The organism is Marisediminitalea aggregata, assembly GCF_900129565.1.
GTDB lineage: Bacteria > Pseudomonadota > Gammaproteobacteria > Enterobacterales > Alteromonadaceae > Alteromonas > Alteromonas aggregata.
Genome location: NZ_FQWD01000001.1, coordinates 66,077 through 88,736 on the forward strand (window position 1 = coordinate 66,077; position 22,660 = coordinate 88,736).

Here is a 22,660-nt window from a genome sequence, read left to right on the forward strand (position 1 = left end):
AAAGACGCCATCACTGGGCGGGAAGTATAGTATAACCAACGCACTTGCATGAACACTTACTTAAGAGACCACCCACTTACTGACGAAAACTATGCTTTTCAATTTGTGTTTGTTCATAACGGTAATAGGTTTAAGTTTAATACCCCCCTCACACAGGAATTGATCAAAGCCCACATTACCGCACCATTTAAACTTAGACTAAAGTTGAAATTGTGCATTTTTCACACTACGTTTTAAGTAATCGTGATAGGAGCGTATCGATGAACCTGCAATTTACGGCTTTGTACACAACGCCGCACCATTCCTTAATCGTAGTCGCAAAAAAAACCGGCACCCAGCTCGCTTATTTGGTTATAGGTCTGGCAGCCTGTGTACTGGCAGGGCATGCTTTCGACATAGAGTATCTTTACCGTCCGGTGGCGGGTGGGCCTGCAACCCATCCTTTTACCGCTATATTGTTTTTGTCGTTGTCTTTTTCCTTGATTTTGCAATTCAGGAAAAAGGTCGTTTCAATTAGCCTGCAAGTCGCCGTTGCTTTGGCCATGCTGAGCCTTTTGCTGTTAAATGTGGCTTCTCCAATACAGTCGTCAGATACCTTTTTTTCTTCACGCCATCTGGCTGAAATTTTCCAGCTTCACCCTTCAAATCGCTTGTCAGGTAACACCTTCTTAGTGATCAGTTGCTTGTTAATGGCCATCTGGGCCCGAAAAGCTCGACACTCCACCGTTTGCCAGGCTCTGGCGTTAATGGCGCTTTGCATTTCAACAATGGCGCTCACCGGGTACGCATACCAGATTCCGGCCTTTTATCAGGATATGTCTTTATTTACCGTGACACTCAGCTTTTTTCTGGCTGCATCAGTGTTAGGAATCACCGCGAATCGGGGCACAGTCCGCGCGGTACTTTCCCCACATTTAGGCGGACAGATCGCACGGGTGCAGTTTATTGTTGGCGGGATGTTTTTCTTTGGCACTGGCTACCTGGTTATTCGCTCAGTTGCCAGCACTCAGGTGTCCAGTCTCTTTGGCAGCTATGTCATTGCCGTGTGCTGGTTTCTGTTTGTTGTGCTTATGATAGGGGCCAGTGTGCATGAACAAACCGATCGCACGCGTCGCAAATTAGAAAAGAAACTACGTGCCGTGGCACTTTACGACGAACTCACCCAGTTATTGAATCGACGTGGCTTTAAACAAGTAATAGACCAGCAATTGGCTCATCAACGACGTGTTGGCGGTGGCGTGGGGTTAATGCTGGTTGACATAGATCACTTTAAACAGGTGAACGACCGCTACGGCCATGACGTTGGCGACAAAGTCATTCGTCATATTGCCTGGAATCTACGGCGTCTGGTGCGAGACACAGATTCAGTGTGTCGTTACGGCGGGGAAGAGTTTGCAATATTGCTACCGCACACTGATCCCGAAGGTGTCATCATTGCCGCCAATACCTTACAACATGCCATTGAGGCGCTTAGCATCCCCATTTTTGAGGAAGAGTCGTTGTCGGTAACGGTGTCGATTGGCTGTGCGAATGTGGTCAATGGGTTAATAGAAAAAGCGCTTAAACGGGCCGATGAAGCCTTGTACGAATCAAAACGCGCGGGGAGAAACTGTGTGTCTGGCAGGTTCGAAGCGCCCCAGTCAGTTTACTCCTTGCCCAAACAGGCGCAGCGGAGCCGCCATTTCTTTCGATCAGCCAAGCAGCAAAATTAAATTGGTTACTGCTGTTTGGCCGACCAGGCCTCCAAGGCGGATTTGGCGTTGGCGTCGATGGCGTCTTTATTCTGACTCACCCAGTATTTTTCCATAACGCGTACATTGGCCTGATTCGCTTTATAGAAAAAGTCTACGATATCGCCGACCAGGGGAATAAATCCCAAACCAAAATCAAGTAGCGCATTGCGCAACATGACTTTCACCAGGCCCGGTGGAAGCCCCATTTTCTTGCCGAGGTACACAATTCTTAACGCGGCGATAAGCATAACCGCATCCCCCAGCCCCGGGATCAAGCCTATAATGGCATCTAGACCGATGCGAAACGGAATAAACGGGAGCTTGAAGGCAGTATCTAACCGATTGGCCAGCTTTTGTGCTTTCAGCAACTCAGTAGGTGCTGTGACTCCCGTTTTATTGTTCATTGTTTGCTTCCCATCTCCTTCGCCAGCTGTTCACGCTGGGCATTGTTGTCTGACACCTGCCAGCCATGCAGGTTTTCCTTAATTAATCCGAACAACATATTGATGTGTTCCGGTTCACTGTTCAACGCCGGGATATATTCATACCGCTCACCGCCAGCTTCCATGAAGTAGTCACGATTTTCCTCGCCAATCTCCTCAATGGTTTCAAGGCAATCCGCAGAAAAGCCCGGACATACCACTTGTACCGACTTCACGCCCTCAGCGGGTAACCCTTTTAAGGTTTCGTCGGTGTAAGGTTTCAACCACTCTTCACGGCCAAAGCGCGACTGGAATGTTGTCATATACTCTGATTTATCCAGACCCAGCGCCTCGGCTATCAGGCGTGACGTTTTATGGCACTCACAATGGTAAGGATCACCGCTGTCCAGATAGCGTTTTGGCACCCCGTGGTACGACAGGATCAACTTGTCGGCCCGACCGTAATGCTGCCAGTGTTGCTGAATTTTATCAGCCACGGCCTGAATATAATCGGGTCGATCGTGATAGTGACTCACGAATCGAAAATCCGGTAACCAGCGACGCTTTACAAAATCATGGGCTACAGCATCAAAGGTTGATGCCACCGTAGATGCACTGTACTGCGGGTAAAGCGGAAGAACCAGTAACTTGCGTACGCCCTGGCTGAGCATGCGGTCGATGGTGCCACTTACCGACGGTTCGCCATAGCGCATGGCAAATTCCACCACCACGTTGTCACCAAACTCGGTCGCACAACGTTTAGCCAGCGCTTCGGCCTGAGCCTTAGTGTGAACCATGAGTGGCGAACCTTGTTCTGACCACACTGACGCATAGGCTTCAGCTGAGCGTTTGGGGCGAATATTCAAAATAACGCCGTTGAGGATAAACCACCAAATCAACCGCGGCACTTCTACCACCCGGGGATCAGACAAAAACTCTTTCAGATAGGGTTTCAGCGCCGCTTTTGTTGGCGCTTGAGGCGTTCCCAGATTGGTAATTAGCACGCCTATCTTGTCTGACTGACCGTGGGTAAACCCGGCATTTCCAGTGAATTTCATTGATTACTATCTCGCTGTTATTACTTACTGTTTGGGCATACTACGTGGCGTATACCCAAACAGACTACTACGGCTGATAATAAGTCGCGGCGCCCGGTCCGACCGGCATCCCCAACACAAATACCCAGATGTAAAACAACAGGGTCCAGCCAACAATAAATACCATACTGTAGGGCAGCATCATGGCAATCAGCGTACCCATTCCCACGTCTTTCTTATACTTCGCGGCCATAGCCATGATCAGGCCAAAATAGCTCATCATCGGCGAAATAACATTGGTAACCGAATCACCTATGCGGTACGCCGCCTGAATGACTTCGGGCGCAAATCCCACCAGCATCAGCATGGGCACAAACACCGGGGCAGTCACAGCCCATTGTGCCGACGCACTGCCCAGTGACAAGTTAACAATGCCGCACATCAAAATGAACAGGAAGAATACTTCCGGGCCATCTAAACCCAGTTGCTGCAGCAGCGCTGCCCCTTCAACCGCCATTACCGTGCCCAGATTGGTCCATTTAAAGAAGGCCACAAACTGCGCAGCGAAAAACACCAGCGTAATATACAGTCCCATTGAGCCCATGCTCTTGGACATGGCATCGATAATGTCTTTGTCGTTTTTCATCGTGCCAGCGATACGACCGTAAACAAACCCCGGTACGGCAAAGCTGATAAAAATAAATGCGACTATGCCCTTAAGAAACGGCGAGCCTGCCACCGCGCCGGTTTCCGGATGACGCAGGATACCGTTTTCAGGCACCACAGTTAGCGCTAACACTGCACATACCGCGACAAATGCAACACCCGCCCATTTCAGCGCGCGAATTTCCTGTGCAGTCGGCGCTGCCATTTTTTGTTCATCCAGCTTAACCGATGCTTCATTCGCGTCGTATTTACCTAAACGAGGCTCAACGATTTTCTCTGTTACCAGCGTACCCATACCAGCAATCAAAAACGTGCTGATGAACATGAAATACCAATTCACTTCCGGGCCGACGACATAGTCGGGGTCGATCATGTGTGCTGCCGCTTCGGTAATACCAGAGAGTAACGGGTCAACCGTACCCAGCAACAAGTTAGCGCTATATCCGGCAGATACCCCGGCAAACGCCGCGGCCAAACCTGCCAGTGGATGACGCCCCAGAGCGTGGAAAATCATCGCGGCAAGTGGGATAAGGACCACATAGCCCAGCTCTGATGCGGTATTCGAGATAATCCCGGCAAATACAATCGCGAAGGTTACCATGCGCTTGGACGCGTTCATTACCAGTGCCCGCATTGCAGTAGACAGTAAACCTGAGTGCTCAGCTACTGAAACACCCAGTAGCGCAACCAATACCGTACCAAGCGGCGCAAAGCCGGTGAAGTTAGTCACCAGGCCAGTTACGATGCGCTGGAGCCCTTCGGCGCTCAGCAGTGAAATAACTTCAATGGTGCCATCTGGCGAACGCCCTTTTGCGCCCTCTGGGCGCGGGTCGATAACGGATACCTCAAAATAACCGAGTATGCCACTCAGAATAACGATACCCACTGCCAGAAGGGCAAATAGCGTAACGGGGTGCGGCAGGAGGTTTCCCAGCCACTCTACCGTCGCAAGAAACCGAGAGAAGAGCCCTTTAGACGGCGTCGATTCTGTCGGTTTAGTTGTGTTTTCTAAACTCAAAACAAGTCCTCTGTCGTTTTTTATTATGATGTTGCTTTTATGCACTGACTTTATTTGTCTTTGTCAGGCTATTTTAAAGGCGAAGTTTACCTTAATTCGCAGCATTTGGGCAGAGAACCAGCAGTATTTGCGGCAGTACGCGATTTATTAAAGAGCAAAAATGGTGTTATTCGATGTTGTAAAGCATATCGTCTGGGCTTTGCTGCTTCCAACAAAAAAAGCCGATGCAATGCATCGGCTTTTTCAACTTGATTTATTGGCGCTGTGGCTGCTTATTTACCGCCGCCAGTGCGCGACTTCATATAACGGAAGAAGTCACTGTCCGGCTCAACTACCAACACATCATCTTTGCTGTTGAAGCTGGAGCGGTACGCGTCCATGCTGCGCAGGAAGCCATAGAACTCAGGATTCTTTGAATAGGCTTCAGCGTAGATTTGCGCTGCGGTCGCATCACCTTCACCGCGTAACTGACGCGCGTTACGTTCAGCATCAGCCAGCATTACGGTAACTTTAGCTTCAATGTTCGCCTTGATAACCTCAGCCTGCTCCTGACCTTGTGAACGGTGTTCACGCGCCACACCAGCACGCTCTGCACGCATACGCTGGAAAATAGAGTTACTGACTTCAGTTGGCAGGTTGATTTGCTTCACCCGTACGTCAACAATTTCAATGCCCAGTTCGTCAGACGATGTGGAGGCTTGTTCCATGGCGCGTTCCATTAACTCGGTGCGCTCACCAGAAACAATCTGCGAAATAGTCCGGCTACCAAACTCTGTTCTTAGGCCGTTGTTCACCTTTTGCTTAAGCAGCGCTTCAGCTTGCAGCTTGTTACCGCCGTTTGTAGACAGATAGTAACGTGCGAAGTCTTTGATGCGCCATTTCACATAGGAATTCACGATCAGGTCTTTCTTCTCCGACGTTACAAAACGGTCTGGTGAATCATCCAGTGTTTGAATACGCGCGTCTAACGAGCGCACGGTATCAATAAACGGCAGTTTGAAGTGCAGACCTGGTTCAAACACTTTGGTTTGACCGGTTGTATTGTCACGCTGAACTTTACCGAACTGAATAACAATGGCGCGCTGGCCTTCTTTCACTACGAAAAGTGACCCTGAGCCCATCACCACCAGCGTGATGAGTAATGCAATAAATAAATTCTTCATCAGTGCTTATCTCCCACCACGAACGCTGTCACCGCGTAAACCAGACGACGTTGTTGGCGTTACGCGCGTACCGCTCGTATTGCCACTGTTCACGTTCTGCAGGCCTTCCAGCGTGTTGCGCATACGGTTTATGGTTGTACTGCTGGAGTTCTGACCGTCCATAATCTTATCGAGCGGCAGATACATGATGTTGTTACCACCTTCACCACTGTCTACCATGATCTTACTGGTGTTAGAGAACACCTGCTCCATGGTCTCAAGGTAAATACGCTGACGGGTAACTTCAGGCGCTTTTTCAAACTGAGGCAGTAATTCACTGAAGCGGGCAACCTCACCCTGCGCTTCCAGAATCACACGCTCTTTATAGGCCTGAGCTTCTTCGTTCATACGATTAACCTGACCACGTGCACGTGGTTCCATTTCACGGGCATAGGCTTCTGCTTCACGAATGAAGCGCTGCTCATCTTCTTGTGCGGCAATCGCGTCATCAAAGGCGTCTTTCACTTCTTCTGGCGGACGTGCGTCCTTGAAGTTCATATCAACAATAGCAACACCAATGTTGTACGGTGCCAGGATGCCTTCAAGCTCTTCCCATACGCGTTGACGGGTAACTTCACGACCGTCGGTTAGCACGTCATCCATGCTTGAATGACCTACAACATAACGAATGGCACTGTCCAAAGCCTGACTCAGGCTCATTTCCGGGCTGGTTACGGCAAATGTCCAGCGGTACGGGTCAACGACCCGGTACTGCACTTCCATCTGTACACTCACCACGTTCTCATCTTCGGTAAGCATAGAACCTGAAGATGACTGATAGCGGATAGATTGCACGTCTACCGGGATCACAGTATCGATAAAGGTCGGTTTCCAACGGAGTCCTGGCTCAACCTGAGAATGGTATTGGCCGAAGCGAAGTACAACACCCAACTGGGCTTCGCGAATGGTGTAGAAACCACTCACCACGTACACCACGATAAGCAAACCAACAATAAGTGCTGCACCAACACCGCCGAGTTTCTTACCGGAACCGCCGCCGTCGCCACCGCCCATCTTACCGAGCTTACCAAACAGATTTTTAAACACGTCATCCAGATCGGGAGGCCCTTGATCACGGCCGCCACGATTCTTCCACGGGTCGTTATTCTTATTACCACCCGGCTCATTCCAAGCCATGCTAATACTCCGTAAAAAAAAATTATTATTTAATACTGAATTCTATTCGTTTTAGATTGCAAAACCTACGGGCGTTGCACGAAGTCATTCATGATTATGTACATTTCATCGCAATTATAGGTGCTAAAGCCCTAACGCTGCATTAATGCTTTACTACAAACTGTGACAAACTGTTATCTAACCGCTTTTCCAATCGGTTCCAGTCTGCTGCAGGCATACGAACATCTACCACCCAATCGCCCTGTGAATCGTAGGATTGCTCAGCAATACAATCCAGCTCATACAATACACCGCGCAGGCGGCTTTGTGCAGGTGGAATTTTCAGGGTGTAACTCACCATGCTCTGCGCTAAACATTCATTGAGGGCAGTTAACAGGAGTTCAACCCCCACACCGGTTTTAGCTGATAACCACACGCGAATCGGCATGCCGTTTTCGTCGCGGTCAATTTTGGGTTCAACTTCTTCCAGTTGATCGATCTTATTACACACAATCAACTGTGGAATATCGCCGGCCTCAATTTCCTCTAATACCGCGTTCACTTCGTCCATGGTCTCGAGGTAATTGGCGGCTGAATAATCCACAACATGCAGCAACAAATCGGCTTCCTGAGTTTCTTGCAATGTCGCTTTAAATGCGGCAACCAAATCGTGTGGCAAATGCCGGATAAACCCTACGGTGTCTGCCAGGATAACCGGCCCTAATTCCTTCAGCTCGACTTTGCGCAGTGTTGGGTCCAGTGTGGCAAACAACTGGTCAGCTGCGTATACGTCCGCATCGGTAATGTGATTAAACAGGGTGGATTTACCCGCGTTGGTATAACCCACCAGCGACAAAGTAGGAATTTCAGCGCGTTTCCGGGAGCGACGTCCCTGTTCGCGCTGTTTAGCAACTTTTTCAAGCCGCCGAAGAATAGTTTTGATGCGCCCGCGAAGTAATCGTCGGTCAGTCTCTAACTGCGTCTCACCTGGCCCGCGAAGACCAATCCCGCCCTTTTGACGCTCAAGGTGTGTCCAGCCTCGGATCAATCGGGTAGAAATGTGACGAAGTTGCGCGAGTTCCACCTGAAGTTTACCTTCGTGAGTTCTCGCACGCTGAGCAAAGATATCCAGAATGAGGCCTGTGCGGTCGATAACCCGGCACTTACAAACAGCCTCGAGGTTACGCTCTTGAGAAGGCGATAGAGCGTGATTGAAAATAACCACATTCGCCTCGTGCGCTTTTACAGCAGCAGCGATCTCTTCTGCTTTACCCGTACCAACAAAGTACTTGGGCTGCGGAGAACTGCGGGAAGTGGTAATAACATCAACCGGGTTTACACCAGCCGACGATACGAGAAGTTCCAGCTCAGCTAAGTCTTCACGACTATCTTCGTCGGCAAAATTGACATGAACAAGTATAGCCTGTTCACCGGCTTCATAACGGTCAAACAAGCGTGTTACCTTTGCAATTACTCACTTTTGTTCTCAGCGTCCCCTTGAGCACTTGGCATTGTAATGGCACGAGAAGGCACAACAGTAGAAATAGCGTGCTTATAGACCATTTGGCTTACAGTGTTTTTTAACAGGATAACAAACTGGTCAAATGACTCTACCTGCCCTTGGAGTTTGATACCGTTAACCAGATAAATGGAAACGGGAATACGCTCCTTGCGTAATGCGTTTAAAAATGGGTCTTGTAATGATTGCCCTTTAGCCATTTCAAATCCTTAGTTTTTATTATTAAACCGACAAATTTTTCAATTTGCCCCAGCGCTTTTGCTTTATATCACACTTCCTTAAATCAAAGTGTGACTTTTGCAGTAATTTTAGTCAAATTATCTTTAGCAAATGTGTCAAGCCAGGTTAACTCCGACCAGCCACGCAACCAGGTCAACTGGCGTTTAGCTAACTGTCTTGTCGCAATAATACCTCTATCGCGCATGTCTGCATAGCTTAGCTCACCGTTAAGGTATTGCCACACTTGCCTGTATCCCACCGAACGAATCGATGGCATGTCCTCATTTAAGTCTCCGCGTTGATATAATTTTTCGACTTCAGCGACCAGCCCTTGCTCCAACATTAAGTCGAATCGCTGGGCTATACGATCATGTAACACAGCACGGTCCTGCGGCGCAATGGCAAATTGTTCTATGTTATACGGACAACGTGTAGTTGCCTGTTGCTGCCAGTGCGTCAATGTCTGCCCACTACTGCGATACACTTCCAGCGCCCGGGTCAGTCTCTGCGGGTCATTGGGGTGAATACGGGCAGCAGCCACCGGGTCGATCACAGCTAATTCATCATGCAAGACCTGCCAGCCTTTTTCCTCGGCTTCACGGGCAATGTCGTCGCGAATCTTTGTGTCCGATTTAGGTAGGGGCGAAATTCCATTTATCAAGGCATTAAAGTACATAATTGTCCCACCTGCCAGAATTGGCAGTTTACCTCTACTATGAATTTCACCAATCAGGCGTGTCGCATCCTTTACAAATTCAGCAACGGAGTAGGCCTCATTGGGCTCAATAATGTCGACAAGCCAGTGTGGCGCAATGGCCATTTCTTCGGGTGTGGGCTTAGCCGTACCAATATCCATATGACGGTATACCAGCGCCGAGTCGACGCTGATAATCTCTGCGGGTATGTGTTTGGCTAACTCCAGGGCAAGGCCCGTCTTTCCTGAGGCCGTCGGTCCCATAATGGCCACTACCGGGCCAGTTTGACTCGTCATCGTGTTATTCTTTTTCTATCCACTGCATTAGCGCTTGTTGCGATTTTTTCGCACCACAAGCCTTTAGTATGTCCGATTGTGAAGAAATCGCCAGTTGGTCGAACCAGCGCCATAATGTATCGGGTTGATATGCCTGCGCGGCCAGAGAATTCGCCAGCGCAATAGTAAGTGACTCAACACTGTCAGGCTGCGCTTCGCAAATCTGCGGAAACAATGCTGCCCAGGGTAATTGACGCAGCGGTGCTGGCACTTTCAACAGGCGGGTTTTGCCAGCGTTACAGTGCAATTCAAAAGCGAACTCCTCAAACACGGCAGACGCTGCTGCATTAACAGCCTGACTGACACTGACTGGCATCAATAAAGGCTGAGCAACCAGTTGACCTTCCAATATAGCTGCAAGCCAAGGCTGATAGAGTGAGTTTACCGATAATAGCCAGCACCGTTCGGCATCTGAATCAGCATAAAGCCGGGCAGATTCACCCAACGGCAAAAACGCTATACCTTTGCCATCAGCCTGAACAGCACTGTTAACGCTCTCATCTGTAGGTGTCATCAACTGCTGATAATGCTGCTGATAGCCAGTGCTTACCTGCTGAGAACCGGCTGAATATGGGCGTCCTGACACGCCCCGGCTACCGGCACTGCCTGCTACCCCCGCCCTGTGTGACGAAGTTGGCCCGGATTGATTGGGTTGGTCGCTTTGCCCCGTGAAGCCGGTTGGTGATTGAGACGGTGACGCTGGCTGAAACTGGCTGTCCTGATGGCTTTCCCGTACAACGGGTGACAGCGGACGAATATAATCGTGTCCGGTATCTTGCTGTATGTCATGATCAACTGCGAAATCACTGCTTTCGCTCAGCGCATCACACACGGTCTTACAAATAAAGTCATGAACCAGCCTGCCTTGCTGAAAGCGGACCTCGTGCTTGGCAGGATGCACATTCACGTCGACTTCACGTGGGTCAATGGTGAGGTAAACCACAAAGGCGGGTTGCTCAGCACTTCCCAACACCGAATCATACGCCTGACGCAACGCGTGCAATATCAATTTATCGCGCATACCGCGACCATTGACAAAACTGTACTGGCAGTCATTGCTGCTGCGAAGCTGGCGAGCGTCGCCCAGCCAGGCTTCGAGCTTAATAGACGCATAGTCACACTGGGTGTGGATAGCTTGCTGCACAAACTTTTGTCCGCATACCTGCCCGACTCTTACCGCCAGATCGTTTGAGCCGGCAAAACGCTTGGTGACCTTGCCATTGTGGCGCAACACAAACGTGACGTCCGGGCGGCTAAGGGCAATGCGTTTGATCACCTCTTCAATGTGCTGATATTCGGTTTTTTCAGTGCGCAGAAACTTACGGCGGGCAGGCGTATTATAAAAAATATCCATCACGTCAATGGTTGTGCCGTCGGGGTGGGCCGCAGGCTGGACCTGCACTGCCATATCACGCCCTTCACAACACGCTTGCCAGGCCTGCTCTTGGGCTGCTGGTTTGGACGTCAACGTCAGACGGCTTACCGCAGAAATACTGGCAAGTGCCTCACCGCGAAAACCCAATGAAAGTATTTGTTCCAGATCGTCCAGTGTAGATATTTTACTGGTGGCATGTCGCGACAGCGCAAGTTCTAGCTCGTGCTTTGCTATGCCACTGCCGTTGTCCCGCAGTTTAATGCGCTTGTGTCCGCCTTTTTCGATATCCAGTTCAATGCGATTCGCCCCCGCGTCCAAACTGTTCTCAACCAGTTCTTTCACAACGGAAGCCGGGCGCTCGACAACTTCTCCGGCAGCGATCTGGTTGGCAAGTCGAGGTGGCAATAGCTGAATGGGCAAGGGCGTTCCTGTGTATTTTGCTTGAAAACTTGTGTAACGGCGTGCGGCGTAAATCAGGTACTGGGAATGGTAAGCACCTGCCCGATTCGCACCATGTCGCTGGTGAGGTTATTGGCACGTTTGATACTGCTTACCTTCACGTTGTAACGCTGCGCTAACAACGACAAAGACTCGCCACTGCGCACTTTATGGGTGCGATTTTCCGCTTTGCGAGACGCCCACAGTGTACCATCGGGCGGGGTTTGCTCAAAATAGCGTTTTGTGGCGCTAAACATGGCATCAGCCAATTGCTGACGGTATTTAGACCAGTTGAGATTCTTCTCTTCCTGAGGATTTGAGATAAATCCGACCTCAACAAGAATCGACGGGATATCCGGCGCGGTTAATACCGCCAGACTGGCGGCCTGGGGCGATCGTTTGTGCAGTCGGGTTACGCCTTTTAATTCACTGATGACCTTCTTGCTTAAGTCATAGCTGGTCGACATGGAGTGGTCCATAGACAAACCCAGAATGGTTTCCGCCAGATAGCGCTCGGACGCGTTGTCTGAAATCACCTCGGCTGCGCCACCTAACAATTCGGAATGTCGCTCTGTTTTTTCCAGCCAGCGACCTAATTCACTGTCGGCGCGACGCATAGACAACACCCACACCGAACCGCCTCTGGGTTCAGGCTGCGTGAAGGCATCGGCATGAATAGAAATCAGTAAGTCGGCTTTGTGCTGACGCGCCACTTCCGGGCGTTTGTTGGGTGAAATATAGTAGTCACCATTACGCGTCATAACTGCCCGCATACCGGCTTCTTTGTTAATGCGATCTTCCAGCATTTTGGCAATGCTAAGGGTAATATTCTTTTCGTAGGTACCGGCAGGCCCAATTGAACCAGGGTCTTTACCACCATGACCGGCATCTATCGCAACAATGATATCCCGGTCACGACTGGATTGATTCATATCGAGCACCACACCACTGCTTTGTGGGGCCGAGTCGAGTAAATCTACCACAAGTCTGTGCCCCAGGTTGTCGGCCGGAGGCACCGCGAACAGCGACGTTTCCGCTTTACGGGCGAGTTCAATCACCACGCGCGTAGAAGCTTTATTTTTGGGCGTTGAATAGCGAACCTTGTTCAGTAAGCTGCCCGTGTTGTCTAATTTAAGCGGGGTGTCACTGCGGGTATCAGCAAGGTCGATAACCAGTCGATGTGGATTACTCAACGTAAAATAGGTGAATTCGGGCGCGTTTTTCAGATCAAAAACCACCCGCGTGCTGGCGCTGGTTGGCCATACCCGAACGTCTTTGATGTCGTTGCTTGCTAAAGCGTTAAACGCTAGTAAGCACCAACTTAGTAGTAATATTAATTTACCGCGCAACATGACAAGCCCTGGTCATCAATTGTAGTTATTCAGGCTGTGTAATCCAATGGGTACACCGTCTTGCCAGCATTCCGGCCAGCCGTTAAATGCGTTTACACTGCTGCAAAATCGCCTGTCCCGTCTGCGATTCCGCGTTCACACTGAAACGACGTCCCGTACCATTTGATTCTATACTAATCACTAAATCCGCCGGTGCCAAGCATTGGCCCCCATTTTGCGGCCATTCGATCAAACAGATTTGATTCGTGTCGAAGTAGTCCCGGATACCCATAAACTCAAGTTCTTCCGGGTCCCCTAAACGGTACAAATCAAAATGATACAGCGTTAATTTGCCTAACTCATAAGGCTCCACCAGCGTATAGGTTGGACTCTTAACGTTGCCTGAATGGCCAAAAGCGCGGATAAAATAGCGGCTAAACGTCGTTTTACCCGCCCCCAAATCGCCCTGAAGGTAGATGATTACGCCTTTCGCTAGCTGCGACGTTGTGGCCGAAGCCAAATCAGCAGCAAGTTTCGCCGTATCGTCTTCACTTGCTGCATAAAAATCACCGTGTGCCGTGGTCATGGTTTACTTTTGCTTCCCAAAGCGGCGTGCAGGCACGCCTGTTACTGATTGATTAGCGCTCGCACAGATTCAAACAGGTCGCTGGCAAGCATGCCGCGCTCGCCGTATAAACGCGCCACTTCATCACCCGCTTTAGCATGGATAGATACACCGTATTTGGTGGCAATATCCTTACTTAGCCCCTGCGCAAGCAAAGCGCCAAGAATACCACTTAATACGTCGCCCATGCCAGCCGTGGCCATACCAGGGTTGCCGTGCTGACACACCCAGGTTTTAGTTTCATTATCAATAATGGTACCTGCGCCCTTTAACACACAAGTAGCATGGAATCGCTGAGCACATTGTTTCACGCTGTTAAAGCGATCCGCTTCGACTTCATCTACCGACATATTCAGTAGTCTCGCGGCTTCGCCAGCATGTGGGGTAAGAATACAATCAGTAATGGAGTACGACAGTGCATGCTTGCTGAGTAGATTTAGCGCGTCTGCATCGATCACCATGGGTTTTGGGTGAGTCTGACAGTGTTTCATAGCCAGTTCGAATGCTGCCAGCGCCCAGTCGTCCTGCCCCAAGCCAGGTCCAATAACGACACACGATGCCCAGTCCAGTGCTTCGTGCAAGTTATCACAGGTTACCATAAGCTCTGGCCGTCCGGCACTCACCTGTACCGTTGAACCTTCATGACAAAACACTTTCACCAGCCCGGCACCTGATCGCAACGCCGCCTCACCGGCAAGTCGAATTGCGCCAGCTGTGCCGCGGTTGCCGCCAATACACAACAACCGGCCATAAGTGCCTTTATGGCTGTGAACATCACGTGGGGCCAGCCCCTTAAATTGCTCAATATTCAGCAACGAACCGCACGAACGCGCCAGTTCAACAAACGTCTTACCGATACCTAAATCGTCGAATACCAGGGTACCGCAGGACTGTTTGCCCGCCCCGGTAGTCAGACCCGGTTTAATACCGACAAATGTCACGGTGACATCGGCTTCAACGCAGCGCCCTAACGACTGACCGGTATTGGCGTCTAGCCCGGATGGCACATCAATACTAACTACAGGTTTACCGGATTTATTCACCGCATCAATCACGTCAGCAAATTCATTGCGAATATAGCTGTTAATCCCAGTGCCCAGTAAGGCATCGATGACCAGACCGCATTTTACTAAATACCCTGGGTTAAACGGCTCTATCTTCCCGCCGGCATCCAGCCATTTTTGTTGCGCAACACCCGCATCCCCTTCGAGGATACGATGAGGTTCAATGGCGCAAAGTAGCACTTGCTTGCCCGCTTTTTTGGCATTGATTGCCGCAATGTAGCCGTCGCCCGCATTATTACCCTGCCCGACTAAAACCAAATACACATCGGTATTGGGTAACAGTAATTGTGACTGGTGGAACACGGCCTTACCGGCGCGCTCCATTAAGGTAAACATTTCAACGCCGGCTTTTTCTGCGGCGGTACGTTCATTTTCGCGTACCTGGTCGGCGCGATAGAGTTTATATGGTAAGCTGTCGATGAGTTGGGTATCTAGCATGTGTACATGTCCGAGTTACAATCGATAGATCTTTACAAGTTGGTAGACGATATCAAGGCTTGGGCCAATGCGCTAGGTTTTCAGCAGGTTGGCATTAGCGATATTGATCTGAGTCAGCACGAGGCTGCCTTGCAATCATGGCTGGATAACCAGTATCACGGCGACATGGCCTTTATGGCCAATCACGGCATGAAGCGTGCGCGACCCGTTGAACTGGTGCCCGGTACATTGCGGGTAATTTCGGTACGCATGGATTACCTCCCTCCCGACGCATCGTTTGCCAAACACCTGAATAATCCGGATATCGGGTATATCTCCCGCTACGCACTGGGCCGTGACTACCATAAGGTACTGCGCAGTAAATTAAAAAAACTGGGGGAAAAAATTCAGGCCGAACTGGCAGATACCCAGTTTCGCCCTTTTGTAGACTCAGCCCCGGTGCTTGAACATGCCATTGCCGAAAAAGCCGGTATTGGCTGGACGGGTAAACACAGCCTTACTCTGAACAAACAGGCCGGTTCGTGGTTTTTTCTTGGCGAGTTGTTTATTAACCTGCCGCTGCCGGTCGATGAACCTACTTCCGAAGAACATTGCGGCACTTGCACGGCCTGCATGACTATTTGTCCTACTCAGGCCATTGTTGCGCCCTATGTTGTAGATGCCCGGCGCTGCATTTCTTACCTAACCATTGAATATGACGGTGTGATCCCTGAGGTATTTCGCGAGCCCATGGGAAACCGCCTTTACGGCTGTGATGACTGCCAGCTTATCTGCCCGTGGAACCGGTACGCGCCTCTCACCGACGAAGCAGACTTTCACCCGCGGAAGGTATTACATGGCCAGAGCCTGGCAACACTGTTCAGTTGGGATGAAGCCACGTTTTTGCGCAATACCGAAGGGTCGCCGATCCGCCGGATTGGTTATACGAAATGGCGTCGTAATGTAAGCGTGGCAATTGGCAATGCCTCATACGACGAACACTATATTCACTTGCTTACTGAAGCACTGCCTGACGCCTGCGAGATATTGCGCCCCCATTTAGAATGGGCGTTAGAAAGACAGCAACAGAAGAACGGCGATGCGCTTAGCAGGCCACGCCAGATAACCCGGCTGGTGAGAACAATAGAGAAAGGATTACCGCGCGACGCCTGATGGCGTAGCCTTGTATGATACGTTGCTACGCCTCAGACACCAGGTGCAGAATTACTTATGGTAAGGCTTACTCAGGCGGTGTACCGCTTCAACGAACACGCCGGCGTGCTCAGGTGGCACATCCAGATGAATGCCGTGGCCCAGGTTAAACACGTGTCCTGTGCCTTCTCCGAATCCAGCCAGAATATCAGCGACTTCCTGCTCGATACGTGCCGGCTGCGCATACAACATTGACGGGTCCATGTTGCCCTGCAGCGCGACTTTGTCGCCTACACGTGCCTTTGCATCGGCAATATCAATGGTCCAGTCCAGGCCTACCGCATCACAGCCTGTTGCAGCAATCGCTTCCAGCCACATACCACCGTTTTTAGTAAACAGCGTAACTGGTATCTTGCGGCCTTCGCTTTCACGTGTCAGGCCATCAACAATCTTGTGCATGTACTGCAATGAGAATTCTTTGTAATCACGAGGAGACAACACGCCGCCCCAGGTGTCGAAAATCATCACTGACTGCGCACCGGCTGCAATTTGCGCATTCAGGTAAGACGTAACAGAGTCAGCCAGTACTGAAAGTAATGCATGCAGGGTCTGAGGATCGCTAAACGCCATTTTCTTGATCTTGGTGAAAGCTTTACTTGAGCCGCCTTCTACCATGTATGTCGCCAATGTCCATGGACTGCCTGAGAATCCAATCAACGGTACGTCACCTTTTAATTCGCGACGAATAGTGCGCACGGCGTTCATGACATATTGCAGTTCGCCTTCTGGATCCGGTACACCCAGTTTGTCGACGTCAGCCTTGCTTTCAATTGGATTTTTAAAGCGCGGACCTTCGCCGGTTTCAAAATACAAACCCAGGCCCATGGCATCAGGGATAGTCAGAATATCTGAAAACAGTATGGCGGCGTCCAGCGGAAAACGACGCAGCGGCTGCAGAGTGACCTCGCATGCAAGCTCAGCATTTTTGCACAGCGACATAAAGTCACCGGCTTCGGCCCGTGTAGCTTTATATTCTGGTAAATAACGACCAGCCTGGCGCATCATCCACACCGGTGTCATATCTACCGGTTGCTTTAACAATGCGCGAAGGTAACGGTCGTTTTTTAAGGCTGGGCGTTCAACTGTGCCACTCGAATCTGCCATGCTTATCCCCAAATACTGAAATGGATACTGAAATTGGCGGCGAGTATAGCAAGAATTCCGTTTTCATGGGTAAAAATGAAATCGATGCACGTGATTGAAAGAATTAACTTGATTTATGTCAAACTTAAAGTTAACATTCTGTTCACAAATTAAAGAAGCTCGTTTACGGGCCCTCGCTAAACCATTCCTAACCTCGCCTCGGCGAGGTTTTTTATTGCCTGAAATCAGGGACTGATCACTGACACAAACGTAAAGTATGTCAGCAACCAGACTCATAAACGCCAGCTAGCGCCGCCTGCCTTTCCCATTGTTATTTACCCGAAAAAAGTAACTCTGTCTGTTTCGCTACTGTGGAAAATTCGAAGCGTTTACTTACCGGTAGCAGCAATAAAACCAGTGACACGACCACCGGCACAAAGGTGGCAAGCAAGAAGGCTTCATATAAATGTAGCGCGGCCTCGCCCGGCAGAGGGAAGAAAAATAACCCGGCAACGATGCCGCTCAGAATGCCAATAATGGCCTGATAACTTTGATACCGCTGACTGTAAAAGCCGAAAAACACCGGAAATGCAGCAGCACAACACAATAGATCAGCCAGCAGAAATAAATACAGAATACTCAGTCCTTGTGACGCCACATACAGCGCAATCATAGACAGGATTACCAGCAAATAGCGGCATATCACTTTAAGTTCGCTGGCATTCATGCGAGGAAACACGCGACGGAGATCGACAATAAACAAGCTGTTGAGACCACTAATTGTAGAGTCTGCACTACTCATGATTAGCGCCAGCCCGAACAGGATTATGCCGACTATCAGCCAGTACGGCGCTTCGTTCAGCACTATGGTAAACAGTGCAGTTGACCCGTCTCCGGGCAGACTCAACCCAACAAAAGCCAGACCGAACAGCCCCATTGCCGCAATAACCGGGAAGCTCAACAGCCCGCTGAACACAAAACCTTTGAGCAGGGTCCGACTGTTCCTGGCAGCAAATATGCGTTGCCAGGTGCCCTGGTAAAACAAGCCCGTTAAACCGACGGCCAGAAAAAACGTGATACCGGTTTCCAGCCCCTGGGTGTCGAAAGGATTTAGTAGTTGTGGGGCTTTTTCCATCAAGCCATCGAAAACCGGTTTCATGCCTCCCGTGTACTGCCACCCGAACAGAAGCAGAATCGCAATGAATGGCAAGATCACCAACAACTGAATCCGGTCAGTAAAAATAGATACCTTCAAGCCGCCGCCCAGGGTATACGCCAGTGTCGCAACCATCACAATACTGGCCGTGATCCAAAGCGGTATAGGTGCGACCAGGGCGACAAGCTGCGCAATACCCGTAAGGCCCGCGGTCAGCCCAATAAACATGTAAAACAGCATGATAAACGACACAAATCCATACACACCATTGCCGTATCGCACACGCACAAACTCAGTTAATGCATAGCCATTCGGCATGATCCGGCGTAGTCTCACGCCCAGCGGAACCATAAGAAAGGACGGCGCTAATGTACCCAGTGCATAGCCGGCTATCGCACCAACGCCCCCCCAAACCGCCGATTCAGCGGGGCCAAACAATATCCAGGTGCCCATTGTGGTAGCCAGTAAGGTGGCAAACGTCGCCTGACTCCCCTGACTATTTCGGGCCACAATAAAATCATCGAGTGTGCCCTGATGTTTGCCGTTGTAGTACAGGCCCAGTACCGCATAGAGCCCGGCAAATACAACCAGCCATAAAATTACAGTCGTGCTATCAAGCATATATCTATCCTTGTGTCCTTTCGGTCCGCAGGCAACAGCCAGTGCAGAGCTATTTGACGGCTTTTAAGCCCATTCCCCAAAACGCCGACTCCAGTTCCACCGCTTTGGTAAAGCGGGCCTGCATGGCTGACCAACGCGGCGAGCTGGTTGGTTCGTTGCCAACCCGTCGCTCAATTGCAAGATCAACGAGATGCCCGACTTTCACGCACACGTCCTGAAACTTGTCACCGCTGTAGGTTGCGATCCATTTTTCATAGGGGTGTCCAACATAGTTTGCATCCTTCAGCAGCAGGCCAATTTCGCCATAACCAAAAGCACAGGGAGCAAGTGCCAGAATCAAATCGAGGAAATCCCCCTGCAGCCCGGAGTCCAGCACATAACGTGTATATGCAATCGTCTCCAAATCTTCCTTGGCATTGAAGACGGTCTGCTCATCAATACCCTGTGCGGCGCAGGTTTCGATATGCAGGGAAAATTCATGATTGATCAGCGAATCCACGGTCGCGGCGCATAACCGCATTTCTTCGGGCGACTCCGCTTTAACGACCCCCAGGGCCCAGGCACGGGCGTAATGCACCAAATAAACATAATCCTGAATCATGTAATGCAAAAAGGCGGGTTGCGGCAAAGAGCCATCGCGTAAACCCTGTACAAATGGGTGGCCGACGTAGGCTTGCCATTCATCAATACATCCCTCACGCATGAGTGAAAAAGTGCGACCGTAGTTCGGCAGTTCAGGTAACGTTGTCATAGTCAGTTCCATTATTGTTACGTTTTTACAGAGAGAAAAAGCGTGTTGTTACAAAGGGGTATTACCCATCGCCATCAGGCGAATATCGCCTTGCCAGTAGGTTTGTAATAACCGGGCGGCACGCCACGCCGTTAAACCGGTTCTACACACAATGACTGCGCGCTTGTGCGCGTCGGGCTTATATTGCCGGGTTCTGAAATCATCCAGTGAGAAGTGCTGTACGATTGCGTCAGATTGGCGCGACGTTTCAGTCATGCCATCACGTACATCCACCACCCAATCTTCTTGTGTTATATCCCGAGGGCTGATGAAGGTCAGTGCATCCTGCGTTGGTGGCTCACTGGCGGAATCGAACCGGAAACCACTTTGCTGCAGATTCTTCAAATCCACCGATAGCAATTGTCCAACGGGACTCGGCTCTATGGCCAGCAAGGTATTCAGCGCAAATTGAGCTTGCAGGCAGCCCAGTACGCCAACAACCGGTCCCATTACACCGGCAGATGTACAGCTTTGTGCCTGAGCAGGCAGATCCGGGAACACTGCGCGTAGGGAAGGCCTGGTGCCGCAGAAGCCGCCCACATAGCCTGCAAACGCCAGTACAGACGCGGATATCAAAGGCGTTCGTGTGCGCATACAGGCGTCAGACAAGGTATAACTCACCGCAAAACTATCGGCACAATCCAGAACGATGTCAGCTTGATCACACAGCTTGTCTGCGTCTTCGGGACTCAAAGCACTAAAGTGAGTCTTCACCTCAAGGGCAGCATTGTGCTGAGAAATCCAGTCCCGGGCACAGGCGACTTTCGGGTTGCCAATATCAGCTTCCTTGTACAATACCTGACGGTGTAAATTTGACTCTGACACGGTATCCGGGTCTATCAGGGTCATTTTGCCGACTCCGGCCCCCGCTAAATAAGGCAGGGCAGCGCAGCCCAATCCTCCCACCCCAACAATCAGTACGTGGGCGTTTTCCAGACGCAGCTGGCCGCTATTCCCGATTTCAGGTAAGCAGGTTTGTCGTGTATAGCGGTTCACGAACAGGCCTCCAGCCATTGTTTCACGCGTAACGCAGGATCAGCGTGTAAGGTAATGTCAGTGACCGCCGCGACGATATCGGCACCGACTGAAAACGCCAAAGCCGCTCTGTCTACAGACATACCGCCAATCGCCACCAGCGGCACATCACCGACCAGGGCTTTCCACTCGGCAACCCGGTCCAGGCCTTGCTCATGCCACTTCATTTTTTTCAGAATAGTGGGATAAACCGGCCCTAGGGCAACGTAGTCCGGCGACAATGCCAGCGCGCGTTTTAGTTCCTGGTGATCATGGGTACTGATGCCAAGGCGTAATCCCGCTGCCCGAATCGCATCAATGTCTGCCGTATCCAGATCTTCCTGCCCCAGGTGCACCCACTCACAACCCATCGACATAGCCAACTGCCAGTAATCGTTAATAATCAGTGTGCAATTGTGCTGACGGCAGACCGCCTGGGATCGCCGAATATGTTGCGCAATGTCATCCTCGGGCAGATCTTTTATTCTCAGTTGAACCAGCTTAATGCCAAGTGGCACCAGCCGTTCAATCCAGTCTGCGCTATCAAAAATGGGGTAAAACGAACTCAGTGTTTTTGTCATGAATTAACTCAGCTCTGCCTGACCAAACAAAGGCGTAGACGGACATGCCAGATCACGAGGTTCCATGGGCACGGCCGACGCCGCTAACTGACCAGCGTCAATGGCCTTTGCAAACGCTTCAGCCATTTGCGCAGGGTTGCCAGCTTTAGCGACTGCGGTATTCAGCAGGATGGCGTCCATGCCAAGCTCCATAGCCTGAGCAGCCTGGCTTGGCAAACCCAGTCCCGCATCAATAACAAGGGGAATTTCCGGGAAGTGGGCACGCAGGGCGCGTAAGCCGAATACATTGTTGAGTCCCATACCAGACCCAATGGGCGCCCCCCAGGGCATCAGCACTTCACATCCGAGGCTGACCAGTTTGTCGGCGACCACCAGATCTTCGGTGGTGTAGGGGAACACCTGAAAACCGTCCTCAATCAGAATACGGGCGGCATCCACCAGGCCAAAAATGTCCGGCTGCAGCGTATCTTCCTCACCAATGACTTCAAGCTTGATCCAGCTTGTATTAAAGACTTCCCGCGCCATATGCGCCGTAGTAACTGCTTCCTTAACACTGTGACACCCTGCGGTATTGGGCAGGATTTTCACATTCAGCGACTGCACAAGCTGCCAAAAGTCCTGTCCGGCTTTATTTGTGCTTGCCTCCCTGCGCAGTGATACCGTTGCAACACTGGCTTTGCTGCGGGCAAATGCATCCGCAAGTATGGCCGGCGACGGGTACTGAGCGGTACCCAGCATGAGCGGAGACGACAGTGACGTGCCATAAAAGGTTTTGGTCATCGCGTTATCCTCCTTGCATCGGGGCGAGAATTTCAACTTTGTCGCCGGTTTTCAGCAACGACGTACCACGACTGTGCTGGGCAACAAATTCACCATTTACTGCGGTAGCGACAACCGCATTTTCATAACCCAGTTCAATAAGCAATGCTGCAAGATTGTCTGACTGGCACAGCACCGGCGTACTGTTGACTAGAATATCTTTCATAACGTA

21 protein-coding genes are annotated in these 22,660 nt (G+C 50.6%); 2 read left to right on the forward strand and 19 right to left on the reverse strand.

Going from position 1 to position 22,660, the window contains the following annotated elements; translation table 11 throughout:
* Window positions 1-260 precede the first annotated feature (260 nt).
* A complete protein-coding gene (locus BUB81_RS00295) occupies window positions 261-1,712 on the forward strand; it encodes a GGDEF domain-containing protein (protein WP_073316653.1) in 1,452 nt (483 codons plus the stop codon).
* Between the two features lie 5 nt (window positions 1,713-1,717).
* Here BUB81_RS00295 and BUB81_RS00300 read toward each other — a convergent pair whose 3' ends face one another.
* The 12 genes from BUB81_RS00300 to BUB81_RS00355 all read right to left on the reverse strand — a co-directional run bounded on the left by BUB81_RS00300 (window position 1,718) and on the right by BUB81_RS00355 (window position 15,233).
* The gene (locus BUB81_RS00300; protein WP_073316655.1) at window positions 1,718-2,137 is read right to left on the reverse strand and encodes a DUF4112 domain-containing protein; all 420 of its coding nucleotides are present in this window, start codon (window positions 2,135-2,137) and stop codon (window positions 1,718-1,720) included.
* The gene (gene hemH, locus BUB81_RS00305; RefSeq protein WP_073316656.1) at window positions 2,134-3,213 is read right to left on the reverse strand and encodes a ferrochelatase; all 1,080 of its coding nucleotides are present in this window, start codon (window positions 3,211-3,213) and stop codon (window positions 2,134-2,136) included. Before hemH ends, BUB81_RS00300 begins: the two co-directional genes overlap by 4 nt.
* A gap of 67 nt (window positions 3,214-3,280) precedes the next feature.
* The gene (locus BUB81_RS00310; RefSeq protein ID WP_073316658.1) at window positions 3,281-4,876 is read right to left on the reverse strand and encodes an AbgT family transporter; all 1,596 of its coding nucleotides are present in this window, start codon (window positions 4,874-4,876) and stop codon (window positions 3,281-3,283) included.
* Window positions 4,877-5,148: 272 nt separating this feature from the next.
* On the reverse strand, window positions 5,149-6,039 hold the full coding sequence (gene hflC / locus BUB81_RS00315; protein WP_073316660.1) for a protease modulator HflC: 891 nt from the start codon (window positions 6,037-6,039) through the stop codon (window positions 5,149-5,151).
* A gap of 6 nt (window positions 6,040-6,045) precedes the next feature.
* Window positions 6,046-7,215 (reverse strand): FtsH protease activity modulator HflK, encoded by a 1,170-nt coding sequence (gene hflK, locus BUB81_RS00320; RefSeq protein WP_073316662.1) that lies wholly within the window; start codon window positions 7,213-7,215, stop codon window positions 6,046-6,048.
* Between the two features lie 142 nt (window positions 7,216-7,357).
* On the reverse strand, window positions 7,358-8,647 hold the full coding sequence (hflX, locus tag BUB81_RS00325) for a ribosome rescue GTPase HflX (protein WP_073316664.1): 1,290 nt from the start codon (window positions 8,645-8,647) through the stop codon (window positions 7,358-7,360).
* Window positions 8,648-8,664: 17 nt separating this feature from the next.
* Window positions 8,665-8,913 carry an RNA chaperone Hfq gene (gene hfq, locus BUB81_RS00330; protein ID WP_073316666.1) on the reverse strand — a complete coding sequence of 83 codons (249 nt, stop codon included), beginning with the start codon at window positions 8,911-8,913 and terminating at the stop codon, window positions 8,665-8,667.
* A gap of 83 nt (window positions 8,914-8,996) precedes the next feature.
* The gene (gene miaA / locus BUB81_RS00335; protein ID WP_073316668.1) at window positions 8,997-9,923 is read right to left on the reverse strand and encodes a tRNA (adenosine(37)-N6)-dimethylallyltransferase MiaA; all 927 of its coding nucleotides are present in this window, start codon (window positions 9,921-9,923) and stop codon (window positions 8,997-8,999) included.
* Between the two features lie 4 nt (window positions 9,924-9,927).
* Window positions 9,928-11,757 (reverse strand): DNA mismatch repair endonuclease MutL, encoded by a 1,830-nt coding sequence (gene mutL / locus BUB81_RS00340; RefSeq protein WP_073316669.1) that lies wholly within the window; start codon window positions 11,755-11,757, stop codon window positions 9,928-9,930.
* A gap of 53 nt (window positions 11,758-11,810) precedes the next feature.
* A complete protein-coding gene (locus BUB81_RS00345) occupies window positions 11,811-13,127 on the reverse strand; it encodes an N-acetylmuramoyl-L-alanine amidase (protein ID WP_073316671.1) in 1,317 nt (438 codons plus the stop codon).
* An 82-nt stretch (window positions 13,128-13,209) separates the two neighbouring features.
* Window positions 13,210-13,692: a tRNA (adenosine(37)-N6)-threonylcarbamoyltransferase complex ATPase subunit type 1 TsaE gene (gene tsaE / locus BUB81_RS00350; RefSeq protein ID WP_073316673.1), complete on the reverse strand. Its 483-nt coding sequence runs from the start codon at window positions 13,690-13,692 to the stop codon at window positions 13,210-13,212.
* A 41-nt stretch (window positions 13,693-13,733) separates the two neighbouring features.
* Window positions 13,734-15,233 (reverse strand): bifunctional ADP-dependent NAD(P)H-hydrate dehydratase/NAD(P)H-hydrate epimerase, encoded by a 1,500-nt coding sequence (locus BUB81_RS00355; RefSeq protein ID WP_073316675.1) that lies wholly within the window; start codon window positions 15,231-15,233, stop codon window positions 13,734-13,736.
* A 6-nt stretch (window positions 15,234-15,239) separates the two neighbouring features.
* On the opposite strand from BUB81_RS00355, the gene queG reads away from it, so the two are divergent.
* Window positions 15,240-16,385, forward strand: coding sequence for a tRNA epoxyqueuosine(34) reductase QueG (queG, locus tag BUB81_RS00360; RefSeq protein WP_073316677.1), 1,146 nt, complete (start codon window positions 15,240-15,242; stop codon window positions 16,383-16,385).
* Between the two features lie 51 nt (window positions 16,386-16,436).
* Here the strand turns inward: queG and hemE are convergent, their stop codons facing one another.
* The 7 genes from hemE to thiS all read right to left on the reverse strand — a co-directional run bounded on the left by hemE (window position 16,437) and on the right by thiS (window position 22,654).
* Window positions 16,437-17,528 (reverse strand): uroporphyrinogen decarboxylase, encoded by a 1,092-nt coding sequence (gene hemE / locus BUB81_RS00365; protein ID WP_073316679.1) that lies wholly within the window; start codon window positions 17,526-17,528, stop codon window positions 16,437-16,439.
* A 310-nt stretch (window positions 17,529-17,838) separates the two neighbouring features.
* A complete protein-coding gene (locus tag BUB81_RS00370; RefSeq protein WP_073316682.1) occupies window positions 17,839-19,284 on the reverse strand; it encodes a sodium:solute symporter family transporter in 1,446 nt (481 codons plus the stop codon).
* A gap of 49 nt (window positions 19,285-19,333) precedes the next feature.
* Entirely contained in the window at window positions 19,334-20,035 is a 702-nt protein-coding gene (tenA, locus tag BUB81_RS00375; RefSeq protein ID WP_073316684.1) for a thiaminase II, read from the reverse strand.
* Window positions 20,036-20,083: 48 nt separating this feature from the next.
* Window positions 20,084-21,070: a HesA/MoeB/ThiF family protein gene (locus BUB81_RS00380; RefSeq protein WP_217653433.1), complete on the reverse strand. Its 987-nt coding sequence runs from the start codon at window positions 21,068-21,070 to the stop codon at window positions 20,084-20,086.
* Window positions 21,067-21,669 (reverse strand): thiamine phosphate synthase, encoded by a 603-nt coding sequence (locus tag BUB81_RS00385; RefSeq protein WP_073316688.1) that lies wholly within the window; start codon window positions 21,667-21,669, stop codon window positions 21,067-21,069. The genes BUB81_RS00380 and BUB81_RS00385 overlap by 4 nt, the downstream gene beginning before the upstream one ends.
* Before the next feature lie 3 nt (window positions 21,670-21,672).
* Window positions 21,673-22,449 carry a thiazole synthase gene (locus BUB81_RS00390; RefSeq protein WP_073316690.1) on the reverse strand — a complete coding sequence of 259 codons (777 nt, stop codon included), beginning with the start codon at window positions 22,447-22,449 and terminating at the stop codon, window positions 21,673-21,675.
* A 4-nt stretch (window positions 22,450-22,453) separates the two neighbouring features.
* A complete protein-coding gene (gene thiS / locus BUB81_RS00395) occupies window positions 22,454-22,654 on the reverse strand; it encodes a sulfur carrier protein ThiS (protein ID WP_073316693.1) in 201 nt (66 codons plus the stop codon).
* Between the last annotated feature and the right edge of the window lie 6 nt (window positions 22,655-22,660).

What these genes read in the sequence shown, in the direction of transcription:
- BUB81_RS00295 (WP_073316653.1), top strand. Translation starts at nt 261, where the DNA reads ATGAACCTGCAATTTACGGCTTTGTACACAACGCCGCACCATTCCTTA.
- BUB81_RS00300 (WP_073316655.1), bottom strand. Translation starts at nt 2,137, where the DNA reads ATGAACAATAAAACGGGAGTCACAGCACCTACTGAGTTGCTGAAAGCA.
- hemH (WP_073316656.1), bottom strand. Translation starts at nt 3,213, where the DNA reads ATGAAATTCACTGGAAATGCCGGGTTTACCCACGGTCAGTCAGACAAG.
- hflC (WP_073316660.1), bottom strand. Translation starts at nt 6,039, where the DNA reads ATGAAGAATTTATTTATTGCATTACTCATCACGCTGGTGGTGATGGGC.
- hflK (WP_073316662.1), bottom strand. Translation starts at nt 7,215, where the DNA reads ATGGCTTGGAATGAGCCGGGTGGTAATAAGAATAACGACCCGTGGAAG.
- hfq (WP_073316666.1), bottom strand. Translation starts at nt 8,913, where the DNA reads ATGGCTAAAGGGCAATCATTACAAGACCCATTTTTAAACGCATTACGC.
- miaA (WP_073316668.1), bottom strand. Translation starts at nt 9,923, where the DNA reads ATGACGAGTCAAACTGGCCCGGTAGTGGCCATTATGGGACCGACGGCC.
- BUB81_RS00345 (WP_073316671.1), bottom strand. Translation starts at nt 13,127, where the DNA reads ATGTTGCGCGGTAAATTAATATTACTACTAAGTTGGTGCTTACTAGCG.
- tsaE (WP_073316673.1), bottom strand. Translation starts at nt 13,692, where the DNA reads ATGACCACGGCACACGGTGATTTTTATGCAGCAAGTGAAGACGATACG.
- BUB81_RS00355 (WP_073316675.1), bottom strand. Translation starts at nt 15,233, where the DNA reads ATGCTAGATACCCAACTCATCGACAGCTTACCATATAAACTCTATCGC.
- queG (WP_073316677.1), top strand. Translation starts at nt 15,240, where the DNA reads ATGTCCGAGTTACAATCGATAGATCTTTACAAGTTGGTAGACGATATC.
- hemE (WP_073316679.1), bottom strand. Translation starts at nt 17,528, where the DNA reads ATGGCAGATTCGAGTGGCACAGTTGAACGCCCAGCCTTAAAAAACGAC.
- BUB81_RS00370 (WP_073316682.1), bottom strand. Translation starts at nt 19,284, where the DNA reads ATGCTTGATAGCACGACTGTAATTTTATGGCTGGTTGTATTTGCCGGG.
- tenA (WP_073316684.1), bottom strand. Translation starts at nt 20,035, where the DNA reads ATGACAACGTTACCTGAACTGCCGAACTACGGTCGCACTTTTTCACTC.
- BUB81_RS00385 (WP_073316688.1), bottom strand. Translation starts at nt 21,669, where the DNA reads ATGACAAAAACACTGAGTTCGTTTTACCCCATTTTTGATAGCGCAGAC.
- BUB81_RS00390 (WP_073316690.1), bottom strand. Translation starts at nt 22,449, where the DNA reads ATGACCAAAACCTTTTATGGCACGTCACTGTCGTCTCCGCTCATGCTG.
- thiS (WP_073316693.1), bottom strand. Translation starts at nt 22,654, where the DNA reads ATGAAAGATATTCTAGTCAACAGTACGCCGGTGCTGTGCCAGTCAGAC.